The organism is Streptomyces sp. BE303 (assembly GCF_036290945.1).
Classification (GTDB): Bacteria; Actinomycetota; Actinomycetes; order Streptomycetales; family Streptomycetaceae; genus Kitasatospora.
Genome location: NZ_JAQYWZ010000900.1, coordinates 1 through 22153, shown reverse-complemented (window position 1 = coordinate 22153; position 22153 = coordinate 1). Strand labels below are relative to the sequence as shown.

The 22153-nt window shown below is 69.9% G+C and carries 11 protein-coding genes and 1 pseudogene; 6 read left to right on the top strand and 6 right to left on the bottom strand.

Translation table 11 applies throughout. The features are described 5' to 3' along the window. The coding region (locus PUR56_RS35360) for a transposase (protein WP_329951977.1) at positions 1 to 228 on the bottom strand (228 nt) is incomplete at its 3' end. 320 nt (positions 229 to 548) lie between these two features. On the opposite strand from PUR56_RS35360, the gene PUR56_RS35355 reads away from it, so the two are divergent. After that, entirely contained in the window at positions 549 to 962 is a 414-nt protein-coding gene (locus PUR56_RS35355) for a hypothetical protein (RefSeq protein WP_329951976.1), read from the top strand. A gap of 356 nt (positions 963 to 1318) precedes the next feature. Here PUR56_RS35355 and PUR56_RS35350 read toward each other — a convergent pair whose 3' ends face one another. Beyond that, positions 1319 to 1540, bottom strand: coding sequence for a hypothetical protein (locus PUR56_RS35350; protein ID WP_329951975.1), 222 nt, complete (start codon positions 1538 to 1540; stop codon positions 1319 to 1321). 611 nt (positions 1541 to 2151) lie between these two features. Between PUR56_RS35350 and PUR56_RS35345 the strand changes: the two genes are divergently transcribed. Together PUR56_RS35345 and PUR56_RS35340 are read left to right on the top strand one after the other, a co-directional pair. Next, a complete protein-coding gene (locus PUR56_RS35345; RefSeq protein WP_329951974.1) occupies positions 2152 to 2334 on the top strand; it encodes a hypothetical protein in 183 nt (60 codons plus the stop codon). After that, a pseudogene (locus PUR56_RS35340) lies at positions 2331 to 2846 on the top strand (IS110 family transposase); the annotation flags it as partial. The gene PUR56_RS35345 and the pseudogene PUR56_RS35340, both read left to right, overlap by 4 nt. A gap of 299 nt (positions 2847 to 3145) precedes the next feature. Here PUR56_RS35340 and PUR56_RS35335 read toward each other — a convergent pair. Further along, positions 3146 to 3649 (bottom strand): DUF4265 domain-containing protein, encoded by a 504-nt coding sequence (locus PUR56_RS35335; protein WP_329951973.1) that lies wholly within the window; start codon positions 3647 to 3649, stop codon positions 3146 to 3148. A gap of 71 nt (positions 3650 to 3720) precedes the next feature. Further along, entirely contained in the window at positions 3721 to 11079 is a 7359-nt protein-coding gene (locus PUR56_RS35330) for an RHS repeat-associated core domain-containing protein (protein WP_329951972.1), read from the bottom strand. 348 nt (positions 11080 to 11427) lie between these two features. Here PUR56_RS35330 and PUR56_RS35325 point away from each other — a divergent pair, with 348 nt between their 5' ends. Then, positions 11428 to 15894: a LamG-like jellyroll fold domain-containing protein gene (locus PUR56_RS35325; RefSeq protein ID WP_329951971.1), complete on the top strand. Its 4467-nt coding sequence runs from the start codon at positions 11428 to 11430 to the stop codon at positions 15892 to 15894. A gap of 497 nt (positions 15895 to 16391) precedes the next feature. On the opposite strand, the gene PUR56_RS35320 is transcribed toward PUR56_RS35325, so the two are convergent. Both PUR56_RS35320 and PUR56_RS35315 read right to left on the bottom strand, forming a co-directional pair. Next, the gene (locus tag PUR56_RS35320) at positions 16392 to 16538 is read right to left on the bottom strand and encodes a hypothetical protein (protein ID WP_329951970.1); all 147 of its coding nucleotides are present in this window, start codon (positions 16536 to 16538) and stop codon (positions 16392 to 16394) included. Positions 16539 to 18338: 1800 nt separating this feature from the next. Beyond that, positions 18339 to 19733, bottom strand: a complete 1395-nt coding sequence (locus tag PUR56_RS35315; RefSeq protein WP_329951969.1) for a DUF1254 domain-containing protein — start codon at positions 19731 to 19733, stop codon at positions 18339 to 18341. Positions 19734 to 19890: 157 nt separating this feature from the next. Between PUR56_RS35315 and PUR56_RS35310 the strand changes: the two genes are divergently transcribed. Both PUR56_RS35310 and PUR56_RS35305 read left to right on the top strand, forming a co-directional pair. Continuing rightward, complete coding sequence (locus tag PUR56_RS35310) at positions 19891 to 21210, top strand: DUF1254 domain-containing protein (RefSeq protein ID WP_329951968.1); 1320 nt, start codon at positions 19891 to 19893, stop codon at positions 21208 to 21210. A 2-nt stretch (positions 21211 to 21212) separates the two neighbouring features. Continuing rightward, positions 21213 to 21893: a GAP family protein gene (locus PUR56_RS35305; protein ID WP_329951967.1), complete on the top strand. Its 681-nt coding sequence runs from the start codon at positions 21213 to 21215 to the stop codon at positions 21891 to 21893. The last annotated feature ends 260 nt before the right edge of the window (positions 21894 to 22153 follow it).

Sequence of the window (22153 nt, the reverse complement as noted above, 5' to 3'; positions counted from 1 at the left end):
GCTCCACTCGGTGAAGCGCCGGTGCGCGGTGGGCCCGGACGGACCGAAACAGGGCGGCAGCTGGGCCCACGTGCACCCCGACGTCGCGACGAACACGATCGCCGCCAGCACCTCGCGGTCCCCGTAGCGGCGCCGACCACCCCCCAGCGGGCGGGTCGGCGCCGCCGGCACCACCAACTGGAACAACTCCCACAACTCGTCCGGCACCAGACGCTCCACGATCGTCACCGGACCAGCCTACAAGCCCAAATGAGACGTCTTCTAACTAGCCCCAACACCCGCCAGTGAATGAGCGCGAGCAGAGGCTTCCCGGCTAAGCCTTCATAGCAACGGAGGTCGCATCCGAGTCCGAGGGTGCGGCCTCCGGCACGTCCAGAGTGCGTCAGACGGGTGCAATTCCGTGCACGATTCACTCGATAGGCGAGACGCCGAGATCGGGCCGACTTGTTCGACAAATTGGGGGCTGATCGGTGAGACGCGCCGTCGGCGCACCATAGCATTCCAGTTACGAGCCCGTATCCCCCCTGGTCAGGGGCAGAGGAAGAGCCATGACATTTCCCGCGCGAGTGGACAAGGACGGCGAGAAGTCTCTCGTCCAGCGAGCCGTAGCGGTCGAGAAGGACCTCCGGTTCGTCGGCCTGCCCGTCATCCGGGGCGGCGAAAGTTGGGCTGGAGCAACGACCGGGGCGTCGACATTCGTCGTCTACTACGACACAAGTGCTGACAGCTCCGGTGGAGTCTTCGCCACTTGGGAGCCAAGCGCGGAGCTCAAGGAACTCTTCATCGACTCCCCGCAGCTTGCCCTTCAGAGGGCAATCCCACTTGGCAGTGCTGCGCTCGAGGCAATGACTGTCGCCCTCGTAGAGGTACTCACCGCCGCAGGTTGGGAAACCGACCGAATGAATGTGGGTTGCCATGAAGCCTCCGTTAGGATTCTTGGCCGGCTGACCACCACGACTTGATCAGCCGCTCTACTGTGGCCGCGCTCCCCACGAGCGCGGCCACAGTGGTTGCCAATCCCGTAGCCCAGCCCGTTTCCACAAGGCAACCCTGCCCAGGAAGAGCCGATCGCCGTCCCGGCGATCGCTCGGCCGGCCCCCGCCGCGACACGGCCGGGAAGAAGTGGTCCTGGTAGAGCTCACCCCGGGGACCAAAAGCCCCAAAGGACTCCTCCTTACCCGAGCGGGAGTCGGGTTGGCCTGGCAATCCCTCCACGTCGCACAACACTCGCCATGTTGGGGCGCCGCACTCCTCCGGGCCCGTTCGGGCGGGGCGGCCGGGGCATTGTTTTCGGTGACACGGAGGTGTGGCGGGGTGTCTACAGCCCTTCCAGGTCCATCCAGGAGATGTCGTTGAGCTCGACGTCGAGGTTGCGGGCACGGTGGCCGCCGTCCTTGAAGTAGTGCTCGCGCAGGCCTTCGGCGAGGATCCGTTCCTGCTCGGCCTGGCCGGCTCCGGCGTCGCGGGCCTCGTACAGCTGCCGGGCGCGTCGGACTTCAAGGAAGTCATCGTCGATGTCGATGTCATCAGGGACGGCCAACGCCTTACCTCGCTGGGCAAGGTGTACCCTCCGGGCGGCAGTCTCAACGCCGCTGATTCCGGAACCAAGGTCAAGGTCCGGCTGTTGAGGGCGCCCCAGCACAATGGCAAGAAGTGGATCATCGGTTCCATCTTCCCGCTGGCCGGAGGGTGACGCGTGATGACTGAGAGATACGGCGGGGACGAGTTCGGGCTGCCCCACCTGGGGCAGGTGTTCCACCACAGTTGGCGGGACGAATGGGCCACCGAGGCGCAGGCACTGACGTACTACACCGACGGCATGCCGCCGCACCTGGTCGAGGCACTCCTCATCGACACTCTCCGGGTTGCTGCTCCGGCTGTGCCAGCCTGGGTGTTCGAAACGCTCTGGGCGGTGGGAAGCGAGCGCCGCCTGGAGCTCAGGAACGCGGGGATCGACCCCCACGACTGGCTCCTGGGAGTCGTCCGGCTGTGCCGGGCGCGACTCCGCGCGGAGGGCCTCACTCCTCCAGAGGAGGTACCGGTTAGCCCGTACCAGCACCTGACAGGGGCCGTCCTGGACGAGATCATGATCGTCACTCCAGGCCTCCTGGAGCTGGCACAGGACTCGTCTGGAAGTCCATCCCTAGTGTGGTGCCCGCACTCAGCCACGCCGCCGTCCACGCCTGCCCCGACCTGGCGTTCCGCTTCCTCCTACGCGCGCTCACTTACGGCCCGCAAATCACCCGGAAGCAGTATGAGCGGTACGTGGAACTCGGGCGGCAATTCGAGTACGGGCAGTTCCTCGTCCCAAGTTACGAGCACCTGATGCGCTGAGACCGTCGACAGTCATCGGGCGCGCAGTGGACTGGGCGGAGAGTCACCACGACATCGCCCTGGTCGACGAGAGCGGCCAACAATTGGCCAAGGTCCGGATCCCCGACAACGCGGCCGGTTACCGGGTGCTGCTCGACCTGCTCGCCGAGCACGGCGACACCGCCGAGACCCCGATACCGGTGGCGATCGAGACCGGCAGAGGTCTGCTGGTGGCCGCGGTCAGGACCGGTGGCCGTCCGGTCTTCGCGATCAACCCTCTGGCTGCGGCCCGCTACCGCGACCGGCACGGCGTCGCCCGTGCCAAGTCCGACCCGGCCGACGCCAGGATGCTGGCGAACATCCTGCGAACCGACATGGCCGCCCACCGGACATTGCCGAACGACAGCGAGCTCGCAAGGGCTGTCAGTGTCCTGGCCCGCGCCCAGCAGGACGCGGTCTGGAACCGCCAGCAGCTGACCAACCAGCTCCGCTCGCTGCTGCTGCTGCTGCTCGAGTACTACCCGGCCGCTCTGGAGCCATCCGAGCATCCCGTCGCATGACCTGACCACCTTCTCCGCCTGCACTCTGCCCGGGCGGTCACACTGAGGCCGGGCGCCAGTCAGCCCGCATGCCCGGCGTTTGCTGCCCGGCGCAGTTCAGCGGCGCGCGCTGCGCGCGCCGCTGAACTTTTCGACGCCGACCCCGAAGCGCAACACCTGCGTGTGTTCCGCTTCGGTCCCCAGCTCGACGCACAAGGTGTGCGCGTCGACTCCCCACAGGCGGCTCGCTCCGTCGGCCCCTCGGGTTCAGGTTGCGAGATCGAGAATAAGATTTAGCTATTTCCGATCTTGAATTCTTTTATATCCGCCCATTCCCAGAAGGCCGTCCCGCGAGAAATCTCATCGGAAATCGGATTGAGAATAGGGTCAATCTCCGATGGACCCTGGAGGCTAATTGCGACGTAATGATCGTCATTCCACTCACTTGGAATGGATGCCCTGGAAATTGATTCCGCGAGAAGTGGGCGACTGTCCGCGGCGGGGCGTTCGCGAGAGAATGCAATGCGAATGGTGCGACGGCCGGACCTTTCCAACACTCGCGCAACCCTGTCATTATCGTCAATTTCAACGGAGTCGCCTAGGTTCAAACCGTAGGCTAGAAAAGGAATGCAGCAGATCTCGTAGCGGCCTGCGCGATCCTCGCGAAGCCACAACTGCTCAAGCGTATCGCGGAGGTCAAAGGGTGCCAGGTCGACCATGGCCATGCGGTGAATTTCGCCCCTCAGGGCGGGGTTGTCGTGACTAATATAAGTTATTCCGTCGATCAGGGTGCGCATACTTGATCCCGGCGTTTATGGGAGGAGTAAGGCGGCGGGCCATCAGGGGATGGCCCGCCGCCCGGAAGCTTCTATGGTATCGTTCGCGGATTTGCGACGGTTGCCTGCATGTTAGCAGGCCACCAGACTGGCGGCCATTGGCCGCTATAGTTGGGGGGAGGGTTTAGTGGTGCCACCCTATCCTTCTTGGAGCTGTTGCAAAAAGTGCAGGCAGGCGTTGTATTTGCGTCTGTTAGGTCTCCGCCATTAATCCGAGGTTCGACGTGGTCAACGGCCTTTGCCACGTTCGTTCTGCAGTATGAGCACAACGGAACCATCTGTGGCGCTTGCCATTGCACCCCGACGCCTGCCTCGGCCCGCATGGTAGGGGGAATTACTCGTCCCGCACCGATGCTGCCACTCGAACCGCCAGGAATGTCCCAGACTGCTTGTCCCGGGTTGGGACACAGAGCCTGGTTCGGGTCATTGATGTTGTGGATCAGGACCGGCGTGGCCCCGACCAGCACATAGTACGTGTGGAGGGTGCTGACGGTGAGGTCGCGGGCTTCGGTGGGGGTGGTCTGGTAGCTGCGGGTGGACTGGATGGTGGCGGGGGTGCCGTCGGGGGTGAGGAGGGTGTGGCCGGGTTCGAGGTCGGCGGCTTCGGTCCAGCGGTTGGTGGTGGTGTCCCAGAAGGGGTGTCGCTGGGTGGAGGTGAGGGTGGTGGGCGGTGCGCGCGGAGCTGCGTCGGAGGTGAGGGTGAGGTCGGTGAAGAGGGTGTCGTCGGGGGTGACGATGGTGTCGGTGACGGTTTCGGCGGAGGTGGTGTTGGTCTGGGGGTCGGTGGCGAGGACCTGATCGCCGACCACGACCTCTCCGATGGGTTTGGTGGTGCCGTCGGCGAGGAGGACGGGTGTCGTCGGTAGGAAGCTGTGCGGTACCGCAATTGGGATTGGGCAAGCCGCCGTTACTGCGTCCTCAGCTTCCTTGGCGGCCTTGGATTCGCGGCGCCAGGTCTTCAACCCGTCGAAGAGCTCGCTGGCGAGCGTCTTGATGGACTTGGCGAGCTCGTAGGCCTTGTTCCAGCGGAAGGCGTATTTGGCGAGGAGCTTGGTGAGGGGGCCGCCGCTGAGCATGCTGGAGACGACGTTAAGTGCGGTCTCGCCGCAGGCCCCAAGATCCCCTGTCGTGACGCAGTTGACGGCGTCGGTGATGCCCAGTTCGTCGGCGACGATCTTGGCAAGCTTCTTGCCGACATCGATGACCTTGGCCTTCGCATCGGAGGCCTTCTTCGCGCTCGCGTTCACCTGGCTGGAGGCGGCTCCGCCAGCGCCGCCACCGGAGCCGCCGCCACCACCGCTGTTAGTACTGGCCGTCCCAGCCTCAGAACTGAAGGGCGGAGATGGGTCGGGCAAGGTGGTGTAGTCCACGCTGCTCATCTGGCCGCACCGGTAGTCGCGGCACTCTTGGGAGATCAAGCCGCTCGGGTCGGACTTGTTCACCGGGTCGTTCTCGGAGTAGGCGTAGCCGTTCCACTGTTGGGGGTCGCCGGGGTCGAGGACGGGGTCGAGGCTGAGGAAGCGGCCGGTGGTGGGTTGGTACTGGCGTGCGCCGAGGTTGGTGAGTCCGGTGACGTCGTCCTTGGTTCCGCCGACGAAGCCGTGGTCGCCGGCCCAGACGGAGGGTTGGGTGCCGCGGGGGTTGCCGAAGGGGTCGCTGGGGCGGCGGTTCTCGGTCAGGGTCTTGGCGTTGATGGCCAGGGTGCCGCTGCCGTGGTGGTCGGAGAACTGGTAGGTGAGTTCGTTGCCGCCCTGGCGCACGAGGGTGGTGCCGCCGGGTATGGGGTAGTAGCGCGTGCCGTTGAGGGCCTTGGTGACGGTGTTGTAGACGAGCTCGTCGCCGTTGCCCAGGTTGATGGTCGTCTTGCCGGGGTTGCGGCGGATGAGCTGGTTGCCGTCGGCGTCGTACAGGTACGTGGTGGCGCCGTGGCCCGTGGTGGTGAGTGACTCGAGCCGGTCCTCGCCGTTCCAGGTGAGCGTGGTGGTGCCGGCGGTGTCGGTGATGGCAGTGGTGTGGCCGGCCGCGTCGTACTGGGAGGTGCTGGTGGTCGGGGTGTTGCCGCCGGCCTGGTTGGAGGAGGTGAGCAGGGCGTGCGGGCCGCCCGTGCCTCCGCCGGCGCCCGGCGCGGTGGTCGGGGTGTTGCGGGTTCCCGGGGCCGGGAAGGTCTGGGTGGTGGTGACGTCGCTGGAGGTGTCGCCGCCGGGGTCGTGGGCGACCATGCCGGTGCGGTTGCCGGTCAGGTCGTACTGGTAGCTCTGCCAGTACGGGGCCGAGCCGCCGACGGTGGTCTGGTACGGGGCCTGGGCGCCGCTGGTGGGGGTCGCGTTGGCGCAGGCGCCGCGGCCTCCGACCGTGGGGTTGGGTTCCTGGTGGAGTCGGCCGGTGTCGGTCCAGGCCGTGGTCAGCCGACCGAGGTAGTCGTAGCCGAAGCACTGCAGGTCGGTGGCGGCGGGCGTGTTGTTGGGAATGGTCCGCACGGCCGTGATGCGGCCGACCTGGTTGTAGGCGTAGGTGGTCTGCTGGACGGAGCCGGTCGTCGCGGTCTGCTTGTCGACGAACTGGCTGAGCCGGCGTCCGGTGGACTCGTCGAAGGTGTTGGTGGTGACGATCTGGGTGCCGTACGGGTTCATGGTGGAACGGATGTTCCGGCCGTAGGCGTCGTAGTCGGACTGGACGTCGTAGGCGATGCCGCCGAGTCCGCCGATGTCGTGCAGGAGGCCGTAGGACTCGTAGTTGTAGGTGACCGTCTCCGCGAACAGGTCGCCCATCGCGGGCAGTCCCTGCTTGGTGGGCGCGCCGGTGATGGGGTTGAAGACGGCCTGGTAGGTGAAGGTGAGCGGGTTCGTCTGCCCGACCTCGCTGCCGGGGATGGTCACCGTGGACTTGGTGGGCTGGTAGGCGGTGTCCATGGCGGTGACGGCGGTGGTGTAGGCCGCGCCGCTCTGGCCGCCGACGTAGCGGGTCGAGGAGGCCGGTTTGCCCTTGGCGACGGTGTCGTAGGTGCGGGCGGTGAGGCGGTTGGCGGGGCTGACGGAGTCCTTGTAGGTGCCGGTGCTGCGGCCGAGGAGGTCGTAGGTGCTGACGATGCTCTGCCCGCGTGCGTCGGTGGTGGAGGCGATCCGTCCGGCGGCGTCGTAGCTGGTGGTGCTGGCACCGGCGTCGGGGTCGTCGGCGCTGGTGCGCCGTCCGCGCTGGTCGTAGCCGTAGGTCCAGGTATTACCGGCGGCGTCGGTGCGGGAGGTCTGGGTGCCGAGCTGGGAGTAGGCGTAGGACGTGACGTCCGCGTCGGCGGGGTTGCCGGTCGGGGCGGGTGTGCGGTACTGCCAGAGCTGGAGGGTGCGGCCGCGCGAGTCGGTGACGGTGCTGGTCGCCCGTCCGCCTGTCGGCGGGGTGACGTCGACGCGGTCGGCTCCGGGGTAGGAGGTGCTGGTGGTGCTCTGCAGGACGCCGTACGCCCGGAACTCGCTGGCCACCACGCGGCTCATGCCGTCGTAGACGTTGCGGGTCTGGTTAGGGACCTTGGCGTCGTCGGGCTCGAAGCGCGTGGTGCTCGGCGGGTTGAGGCCGTTGTAGTACGTGTTGTTGAGCCGGGTCGCGCGGCCGTGGGTGTCGTAGTAGGTGTCGGTGATCATCCGGCCCGCGTAGGCGGAGAGGGCCGGGTCGCTCTGGGTCTGTACGACGCGCGCGAGGCCGTCGAGGATCTGGACCGACTGGTGGTAGGTCTTGGTGGCCCGCAGCGTCTCGGTGGTGATGGACGACGGGCCGTCGTTGGTGAGTCGGTAGGTGAACTTGTAGTCGGCGGGCTCGGCGGTGGTGCGCCCGGCCTGCCAGACGGCAGTCAGTCGGCCGAGGGCGTCGTAGGTCTGGGTGACGGTGCGGCCGTTGGCGTCGGTCGTGGTGAGCGGCAGGGAGCGGGTCGGGTCGAGGGTGACGGTGGACGTCCAGCCGGTGGCGGCCTCGGGGGTGCCGGCCGGCGCGGGGGCCGTGATGAGGTTCTTGTTGGGGAGTTCGCCCGGCGCGGCGGAGGCGTAGACGGTGGTGGTGGCGGCGCCGTTGGGGTGGGCGGTATCGGTGGTGGTGGGGTCGGTGACGGTGGTGGGGCGGCCGTAGGCGTCGTAGGCGCTGTGTCCGGTGGTGGTCCACTGGGCGGTGCCGCCCGTGTCGTACTTCTCCAGTACCTGGATGCTGGTGGCGGACGCGACGGTGCCGAGGTTCTCGAAGGGCTGGTTGTCGAAGAGGGTGCGGCCGCCGGAGACGGTGTTCGCGGCCGTGGGCGTGGCGTCGCAGGCGTTCGGGCCGGAGACGGTGAGCGTCTGGGCCACGGCGTTGGTGATCGGCGAGGACGGGTTGGCGGCGTACTTGGTCCGCACGCAGACGTCCGGGGTTCCGTCGGCCTGCTGGAGCACCTTCGACGGGCGGTAGGGCACGGTCTCGTCGATGAAGGTGGTGTCCGTGGTGGTGCGCCAGCTGCCGTCGGCCTTCCTGGCCCTGGCGGTGACGGTGCTCTGCTGGGGGGCGGCGTAGCGGGCCTTGAGGGCCGGCAGGCCGGGGCCGCGGCTGTGGGTCGCGGTGGTCGCGGGTTCGCCGCCGGTGGGGTTGGCGCTGGTGTTGACGCTGCTGGCGGTGGGGGTGTCGGCGGTGGCGTCGGCGTAGGTGTCGGATTCGAGGACCTGGCCAGCGAGCCAGTCGTGGTCGGTGACGGGACCGCTGGTGGGGCCTTGGAGGGTGCGGTTGCGGGCGTTGCCGGCGGCGTCGAGGTCGCCGTGCATGCCTTGGTGGTAGTAGGTGGCGGTCTTGCTCTGCGGGCCGTCCTCGGTGGAGCCGGTGACGGCGGTGACGGAGGCGAACCCTCGGAACTGGTCCCAGGTGCGGACGGCGGTGTCGGTGCCCTGAGCGTCGTTGCGGTGCCATGCCGCGGGGCCGTAGGTGTAGCTGGTGGTCTGGGTGAGGGAGCCGCGGACGAAGTCGGAGCGCGGGTCGACGGTGACGCTCTTGACGGGGTAGCGCAGGAACCAGTCGTCGACGGGTACGGGCTGGCCGTTCGCGTCGTGCGGTGGGTTGGGTTCGTACCACTTGACGTTGTAGCAGGGCAGTGTGTTGGTGTCCGGCGAGCTGGGCATGACGTGGCCGTTGCGGGAGCACGACTGCTGGAAGTAGTCGACGCCGATGGTGCCGCCGGTTTCCGTGGTGATGAACTGGATCCGGGGGCGGAAGAAGTCGGAGCGGGCCGGGATCGGCCCGTCGACGCGGTTGCGCAGGAGCATGGCCGCGAAGGTGACCGGCTTCAGGGTGACCGGGTTCTGGCCGCTGCGGGTGCTTTCCGCGGTCCGCTGGATCGACACGAGCCAGGGGATCCGCAGCTCCTCGGCGGGGGCGTTGGGGTCCTTGTTCGGGCGGTCGGGGTAGTCGTGGGGGTCTTCGAAGCCGTGGGTGAGCTTGTAGGAGTCGACCGTGCGGTACTCGCCGTTGACGCGGACCTTGGTGGTGATGGCGGTCAGCCATCGGGTGGTCCAGTAGGAGGGGCCGGTGTTGGCGCAGGTGTCGTTGGCGGAGCACTGCTGGTCGGTGGGGACGTCGGGCCAGTTGCCGGCGTTCGCGGGTGTGCGCTGTTCCGGTCGGCAGGCGTTTTCGCCGGCGGTGCAGCGTTCGCCGGTGTCGAAGACGATCTGGGCGGCGGGCTGATGGGTGCCGTTGGCGGTCAGCTGGTCGGACAGGCGCTGGCCGTAGGCGACGGACTGCAGGTTGCCTGCGCGGGTGTACTCCGTGTTGGTGCCGGTGCCGTTGTTCTGGCCTGCGCCGCGTGCGTAGACGTTCGTCTCGGGGGCGTAGGTGTACGTGGTGAGGTTGCCGTGGACGTCGACGATGTGGTCGAGGTTCCAGCGCCAGGCGCTGTGGCACCAGGAGGTGTTGCCCTTGGCGGGGTCGTAGCAGGGGTCTCCGGGCTTGGGTGAGTAGACCGGGACGGTCCACGCGGAGCGGTTCTCGGGGCCCGTGGTCGTAGGGGCGCCCTGTTCGGTCGGGAGGTGGTTGAGTCCGAAGTAGAAGACCGTGCCGCTGGTGTCGGTGACCTTGAGGTAGGAGCCGTTCCAGGTGCCGTTGGTGGCGCCGGTGAGGAACTGGACCTTGGTGCCGTCGTCCGCCTGGAGTCGCCAGGTGCACTTGGACAGTTCGTTGCGCGGGTCGGAGGTGTCGCAGGAGCCGTCGTCGGGGACGAGTTGGCCGGAGTGGCCCGCCAGGGAGAGTGTCAGGTTGGCTTCGCTCCAGCACTGGTCGCCGGACTTGTCGATGCCCGCCTTCGAGCACGGCTGGTAGGAGCGTTCCACGAAGCCGGAGCCGAGGTCCCAGCCCTCGCCGATCCAGGACGCCTGTGAGTTGGTCGCGGAGGTCTTGCCGTCGATGGACGAGGAGTCGTAGGAGAGGCCGATCTGCGGGGCCCCTCCGCCGAGGCTCGGGGGCACCTGGACGGGGTAGTTGTAGGTGAAGGAGCCGGAGGATCCGCCGGCCGACCATGCCTGGCTGGGTGCCAGGCTTGTGGCGCTGTAGCTCCCGGCGCCGCCTCCGGGGGTACTCGTCAGGGCGAGGACGGTCGCGGGTGGCGCGGCCGGTGTGTCCGCGGCGGAGGTGGAGGGGGTCTTGGCCAGCGGGGAGGTGCTGGGAGCGGCCGGGGGGAGGTCGACGTCGGCGACCAGTTTCCTCGTCTGCGGGTCGTAGTGCGAGGGGACGGGGGTGCGGGTGCGGCACTGCTCGGCGCCCGGGCTGGTCAGGGCGCAGGCGGGCATCGCGGCCAGGGTCGTGCGGCCGGCCCAGTCGCCGCCGTACGCCGGGGCGAGTGCGACGGGGTCGAGGCTGACGCGTGTCTTGACGCCGGCCCGCTGATCGGCGAGGGAGAGCGAGATGAGGGCGCCGTTGACCCCGGCGGCCTTGGCGGTCGTGGCGTCGGCGAGCGCGACGCTGACCTTCGGGTTGTTCTCCTGGTTCGCCGCGCGGTCGGTCCGGGTGGCGGGAGCCGGGTTCCCGGCGCCGGCTATGGACGACAGCCAGACGGGAAGGTCGCCGGCCTTCGAGGATGCCCCGGCCGCCGGCTCCTGGAGCGTGTTACCGCGGCCGTCGGAGCGTGCGGAGGTGGTTCCGTCGGCGGGTGCCTGTGCGAGTTCGACCGCCGCGGTGCCGGTGGGCGCGGGCCGGCCGCTTCTGTCCACGGGCGGGGCCGCCGGGCTGCGCTTGGCGCGGGCCGGCGCGGGTGGCGCGGCATTGCTGCCGGTGACCGAGACCGTGCCGGGCAGTGGTGTGTTCGGCGGTGACCAGACCCGTTTGTAGTCGGGGGCCGCAGCGAACGCGATTCCCCCTGCGGGCACCACCAAGGATGCGACGACCGCCAGGGTGCTGAGCATCGCGGTTCGTGAGCGTCGCGTGTTGACAGCCCGTCGACGGGCCGAGCGAGCACGGTGAGAGAACACCGTCCACCCTCCGTTGGTGACCGCGCCCGGGGACACGGCTAGTTGATCAAAGGCCAGCCGACCTTATGGGTCGCCTACATCCCATGTCGAGGAGTCGATAAAGACTCGTCCCTGGTGATTTAAATCACCCCTATGCGAACGGTGCGAACTGGTGCCAAATCAGTACATTGCCGCACGCGAACCATTGACGGTCCCTCACCGGGGGCGACATGTTGCGTCTGTCCTGTGCGCAGTGCCTGCCCGGCCGCGTCCGCACCACTTCCTCGTCGGGAAGGCTTCGCCGTGCCCACGCCCCCCAGACCACGCTCCGCCCCGCGCCGCGCGAGCCCCGCGGTCCTGCGCCTTCCCGCGCTCGGCCTCGGGATCGCGCTGTGTGTCGGCCTGCCCGCGCCGTCCGCGCTCGCGGCCGCGCCGCCCGCACCCAAGAGCCTCGCCGAGGTGATCGCCGAGGCAGACGCCGAACACGCCAAGATCCGCCCGCCCGCCACGGACGCCGAGAAGGCCATCGCCCAGGCGAAGGCGACCGGCAAGGCGGTGGCGGTGGAGTCCCTGACGGACGACTACAGCGAGACCGTCGCCACGCCGCAGGGCCGCCTGAGGAAGTCCCAGTACCTGGAACGGCAGCGGGTCCGGCAGAACGGGGCCTGGGTGCCCCTCGACGCCACCCTCGTCGCCGACCCGAAGGGCGGATTCCGCCCGAAGGCGCCCGGGGCGGGCGTGCACTTGTCGGGCGGCGGCCCCGGGGCACTGGCGACCCTCACCAGCTCCGACGGCAAGCAGATCACGCTCCACTCCCCCTTCCCGCTGACCCAGGGAACGGTGGACGAGGACGGTGACGCGGTGCTCTACCCCGATGTGGCGCCCGGCATCGATCTGAAGGCCACGGTCACCAAGTTCGGCGGCCTCGGCACCGTCCTGGTGGTGAAGAACGCCGCCGCCGCGGCCAACCCCGCGCTCCGGTCGGTCACCTTCCCCGCCACCACCACCGGCGTGACCATCACGTCGGACGCCGCCTACAACCTCACGGCCACAGCCGAGGACGGCACGACACGCTGGCACGCTCCCGCCCCCCGGATGTGGGACAGCACCACCACACCACCGGTCCAGGCCTCCGGGCCCGCCCCGTCCGCCACCGCGGCCCCCTCCGCGCTGAAGGGCGCTGGCGCCGCGGGCGCCCGAGGCGCCGAGCAGGCCACGGCCCCCGACGACCCCGAGGCACCGGCGGCCAGCACGGTCGACGGACCTGGCAGCAACGCCCGGGTCGCCGTCATGCCCACCACCGCCGGCACCGCAGGCATCACCCTGAACCCCGATCAGGACATCCTCGCCCACGGCGAGGGTCCCTGGTTCATCGACCCCGGGTGGATCCACGACGACCGCACCGGCAACGGCTGGACCTGGACGCAGTCCGCCTACCCGAACACGAACAACTACCTCAAGACCGCCACGACCCAGGAGCCCTACAACCGGCCCGGCGTCGGCAAGCAGGACTACCAGGTCAAGACGGGTCTCGAACGGGCGTTCTTCCAGATCGACACCCACGGCTTCGAGGGCGCGATCATCAACAGCGCCGAAATGACGATGTGGCAGGCCAAGTCCTCCAACTGGGACTGCGACAAGAGCTACCCGCTCAAACTGTTCGTCGCCGACCGGCCCATCGGCTACGGCACGACGTGGAACAACGCCCCCGGGCACCTGGGCGGCCAGGTCGGCGACACCGCCTGGGTCGCCGGATCCGGAAACGCCGGCTGCGCCAACCCCGCCAAGTTCACGTACAACGTGACCGACGCCTACCGTGCCTGGGCCGGCGGAGCACCCAGCATGTCCTTCACCGTCGAGGGCGACGAGAACGACAAACTCGCGTTCAAACGACTGGACTACCAGCCCGTCGTCGAGGTCGAGTACGACCGGGCCCCCAACGCCCCCACCAACCCCTACACCTACCCCACCCCGCGAACCGTGTCGCCGAACCAGACCGTCCAGGGCTGCGACGGCAACGGATGGGGATGGCTGGGCGCCGGATCGGACCTGGGCAACGTCACACTGAACGCGACCGTCAGTAGCCCCGTCCAGCAGACCCTCTACTCCTGGAGTCACATCTGGGACTACACCCTGCCCGGCGTCCCGGACGTCGCGTTCGGCTACGCGGGCCCCGTCGGCAACAACAGCAACGCGGCCTACCAGGTCCCCGCCGGCGTCATCCAGGACGGCCACGTCTACGGCTACAGCATCATGTCCAGCGACGCGCTGGTGGCCATGTCGGCCTCGACCCCGACCTGTCACTTCGGGGTCGACCAGACCCCGCCCACCGTGCAGGTCCCCTCACTCTACGACCGGCTGTCCGACGACGCGCTCGCCACCCAGTTCCCGCCCTCGGGCAACGGGCAGAGCACCGCGCTGCGCTCCAACCAGTGGGGCCACGTCCCCTACACCCCCGTCGACCCGAACCCCTCGGGCGGCCAGACCTCCGGCGTCGTGTGCGCCCGCTGGAGCTTCGACCCGCAACTCGAAGGCGCCTCCTGGCAGTGCGGCGCATCGATGCCGGCGAGCGCCATCCCGGTCTATCCCACCGCCTGGGGCACCAACATCCTCTACATCCAGGTCCAGGACAACGCCGGCAACGTCTCCCCGGTCTCCCAGTACGCCTTCTACGTCCCGTGGAACCCCGACGGCCCGCAGCCCGTCTTCGGCGACGTCACCGGTGACGGCGCCGCCGACATCCTCACCGCCGACCAGGCCGGCAACCTGCGCACCTACAGCATCCCCGGCAACACCGTAACGAAGAGCCCGAGCGCCGCACTCGCCGCCGTCCCCAGCGACACCCCGAACCGGCAGACGTGGGCGAGCGACGCCGTCCAGTACAGCCACCGCGGCGCGCTCACCGGCGGCAAGCACGTCGACGACCTGTTCGTCCACGTCAAGGACGATCCGAACCTCTTCGTCTACGGCAACCCCGGCAACACCCGCTCCACGGGCCGCTACAACAGCAAGGCCCCGCTCGGCCGGCCCGCCTGCGTGAGCCCGCCCAACGACTCCGCCTACTGCACCGGCTACGCCGACGACTGGTCACGCACCCTGCGGGTCGCCGCACTCGGCGATCCCGTCCACACCGACCTCGACATCAAGCTGGAGTTCAAGAACAAGACCGGCCTGATCACGGTCGAGGCGAACAGCGACGGCAGCGACGCCGCCCTGTGGTTCTTCCCCGCCACCACCACCAACCAGTTCGGCCAGCCCGTGCGCCTGGCGTCCGGCGGATGGAAGGACATGGAGCTCCTCGCCCCCGGTGACTGGGCCGGCCAGGGCCACCCCGGACTGTGGGCACGCAACCTCCGCCCGGCCGGCGCCGACCCGAACTCCGGAACGCTGACCGCCCACACCTTCGCCACCGGCACCCTCGACGTCGTCGACCCGGACTTCGGGGAACCCGTCCTCGACGAGAACGGTCTCCCGCTGGCCGTACCGACACTGACCGGCATCGCCGGCACGACCGTCATCGGCAACGTCCCCGTCGCCACCTGGCCCGTCCTCGGCTCCGAGGGCGACCTCCTCGGCAACGGCTCGCCCGCCCTGTGGGGCCGCAACGCCGACACCGGCGACATCCAGATCTGGTGGGGACACCGCACCACGGACTCCGCCGGCCCCGGCATCGGCTGGGACGCCGGCCCGGACTCGATCGCCAACATCCGGGTGACCCCGGACTGGTACAACCTCGACCGCCACAACACCCTCCACACCGACCCCGGCGCACCCGTCCTCGACAGCACCCTGACCAACCCGCTCGTCCGCAGCGGAAGCCCCGGATTCACCGCCGACCGCAACGCCACCGTCGACAACGCCTCCACCCTCGACGGCGGCAGCTACTACCGCAGCTCCCAGGCACCCGGCATCGACACCCTCCGCAGCTACAGCGTCGCCGCCTGGGCCAGACTCGACAGCGCCAACGGCTACGGCACCGTGCTCTCCCTCAACGGCAACGACCGCAGCCCCTTCTACCTCCAGTACTCCGCCGCCGCCGGCACCTGGGCCTTCGTCGCCCCCTACGAGGACTGGCGCCACACCAGCACCTACTACCTCGCCGGCGGCACGACCCAGGCCCAGGCCCAGGTCGGCCAGTGGACCCACCTCGTGGGCAGCTACAACGCCGTGTCCGCCACCATGACCCTCTACGTCAACGGACGAGCCGTCGGCGCCGCCAAGAACCCCCACCCCTGGCGCAGCGGCGGAACCCTCACCATCGGCGCCGCCACCACCAACTACTACCCCGACGAGGACGGCTTCCACGGCGCCATCGGCGACGTGCGCACCTACCCCTACGCGCTCACCGACCCGCAGGTCAGCAACCTGGCCATCAGCGGCACCACCATCTCCATCCACAGCGCCCACGACGGCGGGAAATGCCTCGACAACCTCGGCGCGGGCACGGAGGTCGGCATCTGGGACTGTTGGAGGGGCCCGAACCAGCAATTCCGGTTCAACACCGACAACCACGCCCTCATCATCCAGAACAAGTGCGTCACCGTCCGCGACGAGGGAACCGGCAACGGGACCCCCGTCGTCCTCACCGACTGCGACAACCTCAAGGGCGGCCAGAAATGGCTGCGCCGCGCCGACAACAGCCTCTACAACCCCCACTCCGGCCGCTGCCTCGAACTGCCCCAGTGGGCCACCACGAACGGCACACGCCTGGGCATCTGGGACTGCCACCCCGGTGCCAACCAACGCTGGCTGCTCAACCCGGCCACCTGACACACCCTGTCCCGAGCGCAGGCCCCTCACCGCACCACGGTGAGGGGCCCGCCCCATGAACCACACACCCCGGCCCCCGAACCGCCACCCCGCACAGGCCTCACCCCCGACACGGGCTTCGCCCCCCGCCCCCTGCTCCCCGGCACGCGGCAGACGCCCCCGGGGGGATCCGGGCACGCGCAGCGGCCGGCGCCACGCTCCGGACGACAACAGCACCACGACCCGGACACACAACAACAGCCAGTGAACCGGCAGGCAGAGCCCGCAACCCCACACCGCACCGCCGGGAACCGCCGGGCCCGAACCTGGCAGAGCCGGGGCAGGACCGGGACCGGTCCAGGGGCCGCGCAAGGGGCAGGTGGTCCAGGACCGGGCCGGGCCGGGCCGGGCAGCCACCACGCCCACGACGCCCCGAACAGAGCCGAGAACTTACAACCGAAGCAACGGCCAGCCACACCCGTAACCGACCGGCCGGACCCGCAGTCAGGGGCCAGAGGTCAGCGGTTGGCGCTCCGGCGTCCCCGCTCGATTCGGACGAGTGCCACGAAACCAACGGCGAAGAGCACGACGACAGCCACCTGGTGGGTCGTGTCCTTCCAGAGGTGATGGACCATCCACTGGGTTATGCCGTCCGGTGCGTTCACGCCGATGATCGTATGCCGGAACCTCTCCCGTCCTTGCTGGGGGCCGGAGTGGGAGCCTTATCGTGGCCGATTCTTCACCTCGCGGACGGGCGGAACTCCGGCAGAACCCCCGGGGACGGGCCGGCGGACACCCACACCCCCAGGAGCAGTAGCGTCAGCGGCTGCGGCCAGGAACAGCGACCGGCCCGGATACAGGCCGGGGAGCAGCAGCGGCAACCAGGGCGAGGCGGGGGCCGGGCGGCCCGATCCCGCGGGCCGGCGACGGCTGGCAGCCGCGCACCGGACGGGCACGCGACCGGCCCGGCAGCGGCCAGGCGCGGGCCCCGGGTGTCCCGTCCCGAGCGATCTGGTCGGCGGGTAGGGCTGTGACCTGTGGCGATCCGGATCGCGTGAGACGGCGGGCGGTCGAGGATCCCAGGTGATCCCGTCCCCTGGGGGTGGAGGCCGGTGTTGTCTCGTTTGGTCCGGTCCGGTGCCGCCGTCTCACACCGGGACCAGGGCCGGGTGGTGAGCCGCGGCCTGGGTTCCCCGCAGATCGTGACGGGCCGTCCGACCGTTCCCGCGCGTCGAGGGACCCGGTGAGGAGCCGATAGGGAGCTGGTCCCGGCCCCGGTGTCGGCCCGGCTGCCGCCGCCCAGTCCGGGCCCGCGAAGGCCGCCCGAACCGCCCCGCGCAAGCACGGGGAGCGGCTCGCCCTGGACGGCGGTAGGCACCGCGGGGGTGAAGCCTCGCTCTGTTCCTCGCCGACAGCCGTCGCTGACGGGGCGCCATCGCGGCCGAGCGCGCCGAGCGGCTCACCGGGCTGGGCATGCGCGCGGCCGCCGCCGGCTCAGCAGCGGAGCGGTGCGAGTGCCCGCCGGAGGTCCTCCGGTTCCCGGAGGCCGACGTCCGTCAGTCCGAGCCGCGCGGCGGCCGCGGCCGTCGTGGGCCGGGGCGCCTTCCGACCGTTCCCGGCCACGCGGGTGGCGTCCGGCCGGGGCGGGGTGATGCGTCGTCAACGACTGGCGGTCCGGGCCCGCCCGGGCTGACCCCGGCTCGCCCACCGGAGCCGTCACGGGCTCCGGTCCATGTCGAGCCGGGGGTGATCCGGTGGGGAGGAGCCCGATCGGCGGCTGCTCGGCGCGGTCGGCAGAGACGAACCTGATACGTGGGCGATCGGCCCTTCGGTGGCACCGGACGTCGCCCACGATCCCGTGAGAGATGCACATGCGGTCCAGCTCGATGACGAGGTCGCTCGTCAGCCTCACCATCGCCGCCGGTATCGCCGCCGGCGCCTCGGCGGGCGCGGCCTTCGCGACGCCCGAGTCTGCCGCCCGGCAGGCGGCAGGCTCCCGGGCCGGCGCACGACTCACAGCCGTCGAGAACCCGGGCCTGAGCGCCTCGGAGGCCGAGTACGTCCAGGGCCGGCCGGCGAACCACTGGGCCGCAGACAGCTGCTGTCGGCGGCCCAGGCGCAGTGCGACGACGGCGCTCTTGGCCTGGACGGCGAGCAGTCCCGCTTCGACGCAGTGGCCAGACACATCCCCTTGGACCAGGGCGGTGCGGCCGTCGGGAAGCACGAGGGTCTCCACGAAGTCGCGGGCGACGACGCCTTCGACCGTGAGGACCACGGTGTGCGCGGAGACGCCCGGGCCCGGGCTGTCCGAAGCCCACCGCAACTGGGCCACGATCACTCTGATGACCCGCCGCCTGGCCAGGCACCAGACCCGCTTGGCCCCGGCGGCCGAGGGACCGCTGGCAGCCTGATCAGGCCGGTTGCACCTGGTGCCTCCCGTGGCCGTGGGAGCGCCGGGCGGCGGGTCAGGTGGGGGTGATGTCGCCGAGCTTCCAGGTGCGGTCGAAGTACGGCTCCAGGGGTCCGTAGAACCGGAAGTAGGAGAACCAGTGCCGGCCGGGCAGGGTCTGCACCCAGTTCGACTCGCCACTGGCGGGGGGTTCGGGGCCGAAGCGCAGGTCGACCGAGCCGTCGGCGTTGCAGGTCAGGTCGGGATCGCGCGAGCCGCGGTCGCCGCGCTGCTGGGGGTTGTCGATCAGGCAGCGGGTGGCGGCGTCGTACACGGTGGCCGACCAGAACAGCTTCGCGGGGACGTCGGCGGGCACGTGCAGGGTGTAGGAGCGGCCGCCGTCGAGCCACTGGCCGTCGGTGTCGGTGTAGGTGGCCAGGTATGCCTGGCCCTGGCCGGGGGTCCGGCTCTTCATGGCGGCCGAGAAGCTCACGGCCTCGTAGAACCAGGCCGCGCGCTCCAGGAGCTGGTCGTGGTGCTCGGCGCGCTGGTCGGAGCGGTCCAGCATCAGCACCAAATCCCACTGCCGGTCGTCCCAGTACCGGGAGCCGTCGAACCGCTTGGCGAAGGAGTTCGCCCGGGCCATCAGCTCGCCCGCGGCGGCGGCCCGGGTGAGGATGCGGACCAGGCGCTCGTCGGGGGCGAAGGGCCTGCCCTTCTCGATGCCGAGCTGCTTGAGCATGGCGAGGAAGAAGCGGTCGCGTTCGTCGACGACCTCGTCCTGGTAGATGGCGTGCAGGCGCTCCCAGTAGGCGAGGCCGCGCGGCTGGTCGCCGGACCAGGGCCGGCCGTCCGGGGAGACGATCCGGGTGGCGGACGCGCTGTCACGCTGCCCGTGCGGGTAGAGCCGGACCGCGTCCACCAGTTCCCTGGAGCGGCCGGGGTCGGGGTCCAGGGTGCGGAACCCGAACATGATGTTGGTGCCGGTGGAGGTCAGCACCCGCAGCCCCTCGGTGTCCGCCGGAGCCTGCTGCCCGGGCGCGAGGACCAGGTAGCGGCCGCCCTGTCCCTGGTCGGGGCCCATCTCGCCCATCACCGCGATCTCACGCTGCCAGAAGTCGGACACCCCGCCCGCCGTCGCGCCGGCCGGGAGCTCGATGACCAGCGGGCCGGTGCTGGCAAGGTCAACGAAGTTCAGGATGTAGGGGGTGGTGGCGTTTGCGGTGATCAGCCCGAGCCGGTCCCGGTACGTGACGTAATGGACCAGGTCGAACGGGCCCGCCCCGAACACCTCCCGGTGCACCTGCTGCCACTGCGCGTAGGACACCAGCGGCAGTGCCCACAGGTACGCCTGACAGGCCATCTGGTGGTCGAGTTCGTCGAAGACCAGGCCCAGGTCCTCGCGCTCGGGCAGCTCTCCGTCCATCCGCACCGAACCGAGCCCGCCGGGAAGCCTCACGTCATCGCCCATGCCCAGACGCTATGGGCGATCCCCCGCCCACGCATCCCGGGCCGGGGGCGCGCCTGCCGTCGGTGTCAGGTGCTGACGGGCCTGCGTGCCGGTGCCGCGCCTCCCCGGTCACAGATAGTACAAATAGGGCATATTCCTGCGGAGAGGGTGGCGGCGCATGAACGGTGCGGATCTGGACGCGGTACGGGAGACGGCGGCGCGGGGCTGGCTGTACGGGCATCCGATGCTGGAGAACTATCGGACGATGTACGCGCAGGCCGTCGACGCGGACGACCACCGCTACGCGGGCGGGTTCGGAACGTTCCGGCACTACCCGCAGCCGTCCCGGCCGGAGAACACCGACGTCGTCACCCCGAACAACGACACCCCGTACTCGTGGGCGTGGCTGGACCTGCGCGCGGAGCCGTGGGTGCTGTCGGTGCCGGTGATGAACCGCTACTACGTGATGCCCTTCCACGACCTCGACACCACCTACGTCGGGTTCGTCGGCGCGCGCACCACCGGGCAGGACGCGGGCGACCACCTGATCGCCGGGCCCGGCTGGGACGGCCAGGCACCCGAGGGGATCGCCGGGGTGCTGCACGCGGACACCCAGCTCGTGGGCTGCGTGGGCCGTACCTACCTCGCCGGGATCACCGACGCGGACGTGGCGGACCTGAAGGCCGTCCAGGAGCAGTACCGGCTGCGGCCGCTGAGCGCATTCACCGGCCACGACGCCCCCGCCCCGGCGCCCGAGCCCGACTGGCCCGTCTGGCGGGAGGAGGCGGGCACCAGCATCGAGTTCTTCACCGTGCTGGACTTCCTTCTCGGCTTCTTCCCCGTCCTGCCCGCCCAGAAGGACCTGCGCGAGCGCCTGGCCGCCCTCGGCGTCGACGGCTCCGGAACCTTCGAGCCCGCCGACCTCGCGCCCGAGGTCCGCACCGCCATGGAGCAGGGCATCGCCGACGGCCGCGAGCGGCTGGCCGCCGTTCTGGACTCCGCGACCGACGCGAGCTCCTTCTTCGGCACCCGCGAGCAGCTGGGCGAGGACTACCTGACCCGCTCGGTCGCCGCGGACAAGGGCCTGTACGGGCTGCCCGCCGCCGAGGCCTGGTACGGCGGGTGGGTCACCGACGACGCCGGCAACCGGCCCCCGAACGCAGCGAGCCGCGACTACACCATCCACTTCACCGCCGACCGGCTCCCCAAGGCCCGGTTCTTCTGGTCCGCCACCATGTACCGCCTGCCCGAACGCCTCCTGGTGGAGAACCCCGCCGACCGCTACTCCATCGGCGACCGCACCCCCGGGCTCGTCTACGACCAGGACGGCGGCCTCACCCTGCACGTGCAGCACACCCGCCCCGCCGACCCGCAGCGGGCCGCGAACTGGCTGCCCGCACCCAACGGGCCGTTCACCGTCGTCATCCGCATGTACGCGGCCGATCCGGCCGTCCTGGACGGCACCTGGACGCTGCCCGCACTGACCGCGGGAAGCTGACCGTGGGGGACCCGATCGGGCAGATGCTGCCCTCCGCCGTCGGCATCGCCATCAGCCCGCTGCCGCTGATCGCCGTCATCCTGATGCTCGCCACCCCCAAGGGCCGCACCAACGGCATCGCCTTCGCCACCGGCTGGACCCTGTCCCTGGCCGCCGCCACCGCACTGCTGGTCCTGGCCGGCTCCGGCGCAGACGCCTCGGGCGGGGACGGGGCCCCGGCCACGTGGACCGGCTGGGTCAAGCTCGCCCTCGGCGTGGTGTTCGTCCTGCTGGCCGTCAAGCAGTTCACCGGCCGTCCCCGTGAAGGCCACGTCGCGGCCCCGCCCGGGTGGATGAAGGCGATCGACCGGTTCACCCCCGCCAAGTCCGCCGGCCTCGCCGCGGCGCTGGCCGTCGCCAACCCCAAGAACCTGGTCCTCGTCGTCGGCGGGGCCCTCGTGATCGCGGGCAGCGCCGCGGGCACCGGCGGCAAGACCGTCGCGGCCGCCCTCATGGTCGCCGTCGCCTCGCTGTGCACCACCGTGCCGCTGGCCGTCTACCTCTTGGGCGGCGAACGCTCCGCCAAGACCCTCGACGGCTGGAAAGCCTGGATGTCCGTCCACAACGCCGCCATCATGACCACCGTCCTCGGCATCCTCGGCGCCAAGTACATCGGCGACGCCATCACCACACTCACCACCTGACCGCCGGGCCCAGTCACCGGCGAGACACGACCCCCAACCGTATGAAGCGACGATCATCGGCAGAAGCCCCTCGGCAGCCAAACCCCCTCTGAACAGGCGCGGAAGGTTCAGACACAGCCGCTCAGCTTGTGATTTATCCGGTGCGGCGGGGTTTGGTGCCGACCTTGTGATGAGCCGGTCGGCGGTAGGGCTCGCCGGTGGCCAGGAGCAGGCCCACGTCGTAGCGGTTCGCGGGGCGGCGGTTCTTGGAGCCGGGCGGG

Excerpts from the sequence above, each read along its gene's own strand:
- PUR56_RS35355 (WP_329951976.1), top strand. The coding sequence starts at position 549 with ATGACATTTCCCGCGCGAGTGGACAAGGACGGCGAGAAGTCTCTCGTC.
- PUR56_RS35335 (WP_329951973.1), bottom strand. The coding sequence starts at position 3,649 with ATGCGCACCCTGATCGACGGAATAACTTATATTAGTCACGACAACCCC.
- PUR56_RS35330 (WP_329951972.1), bottom strand. The coding sequence starts at position 11,079 with ATGCTCAGCACCCTGGCGGTCGTCGCATCCTTGGTGGTGCCCGCAGGG.
- PUR56_RS35315 (WP_329951969.1), bottom strand. The coding sequence starts at position 19,733 with ATGGGCGATGACGTGAGGCTTCCCGGCGGGCTCGGTTCGGTGCGGATG.
- PUR56_RS35310 (WP_329951968.1), top strand. The coding sequence starts at position 19,891 with ATGAACGGTGCGGATCTGGACGCGGTACGGGAGACGGCGGCGCGGGGC.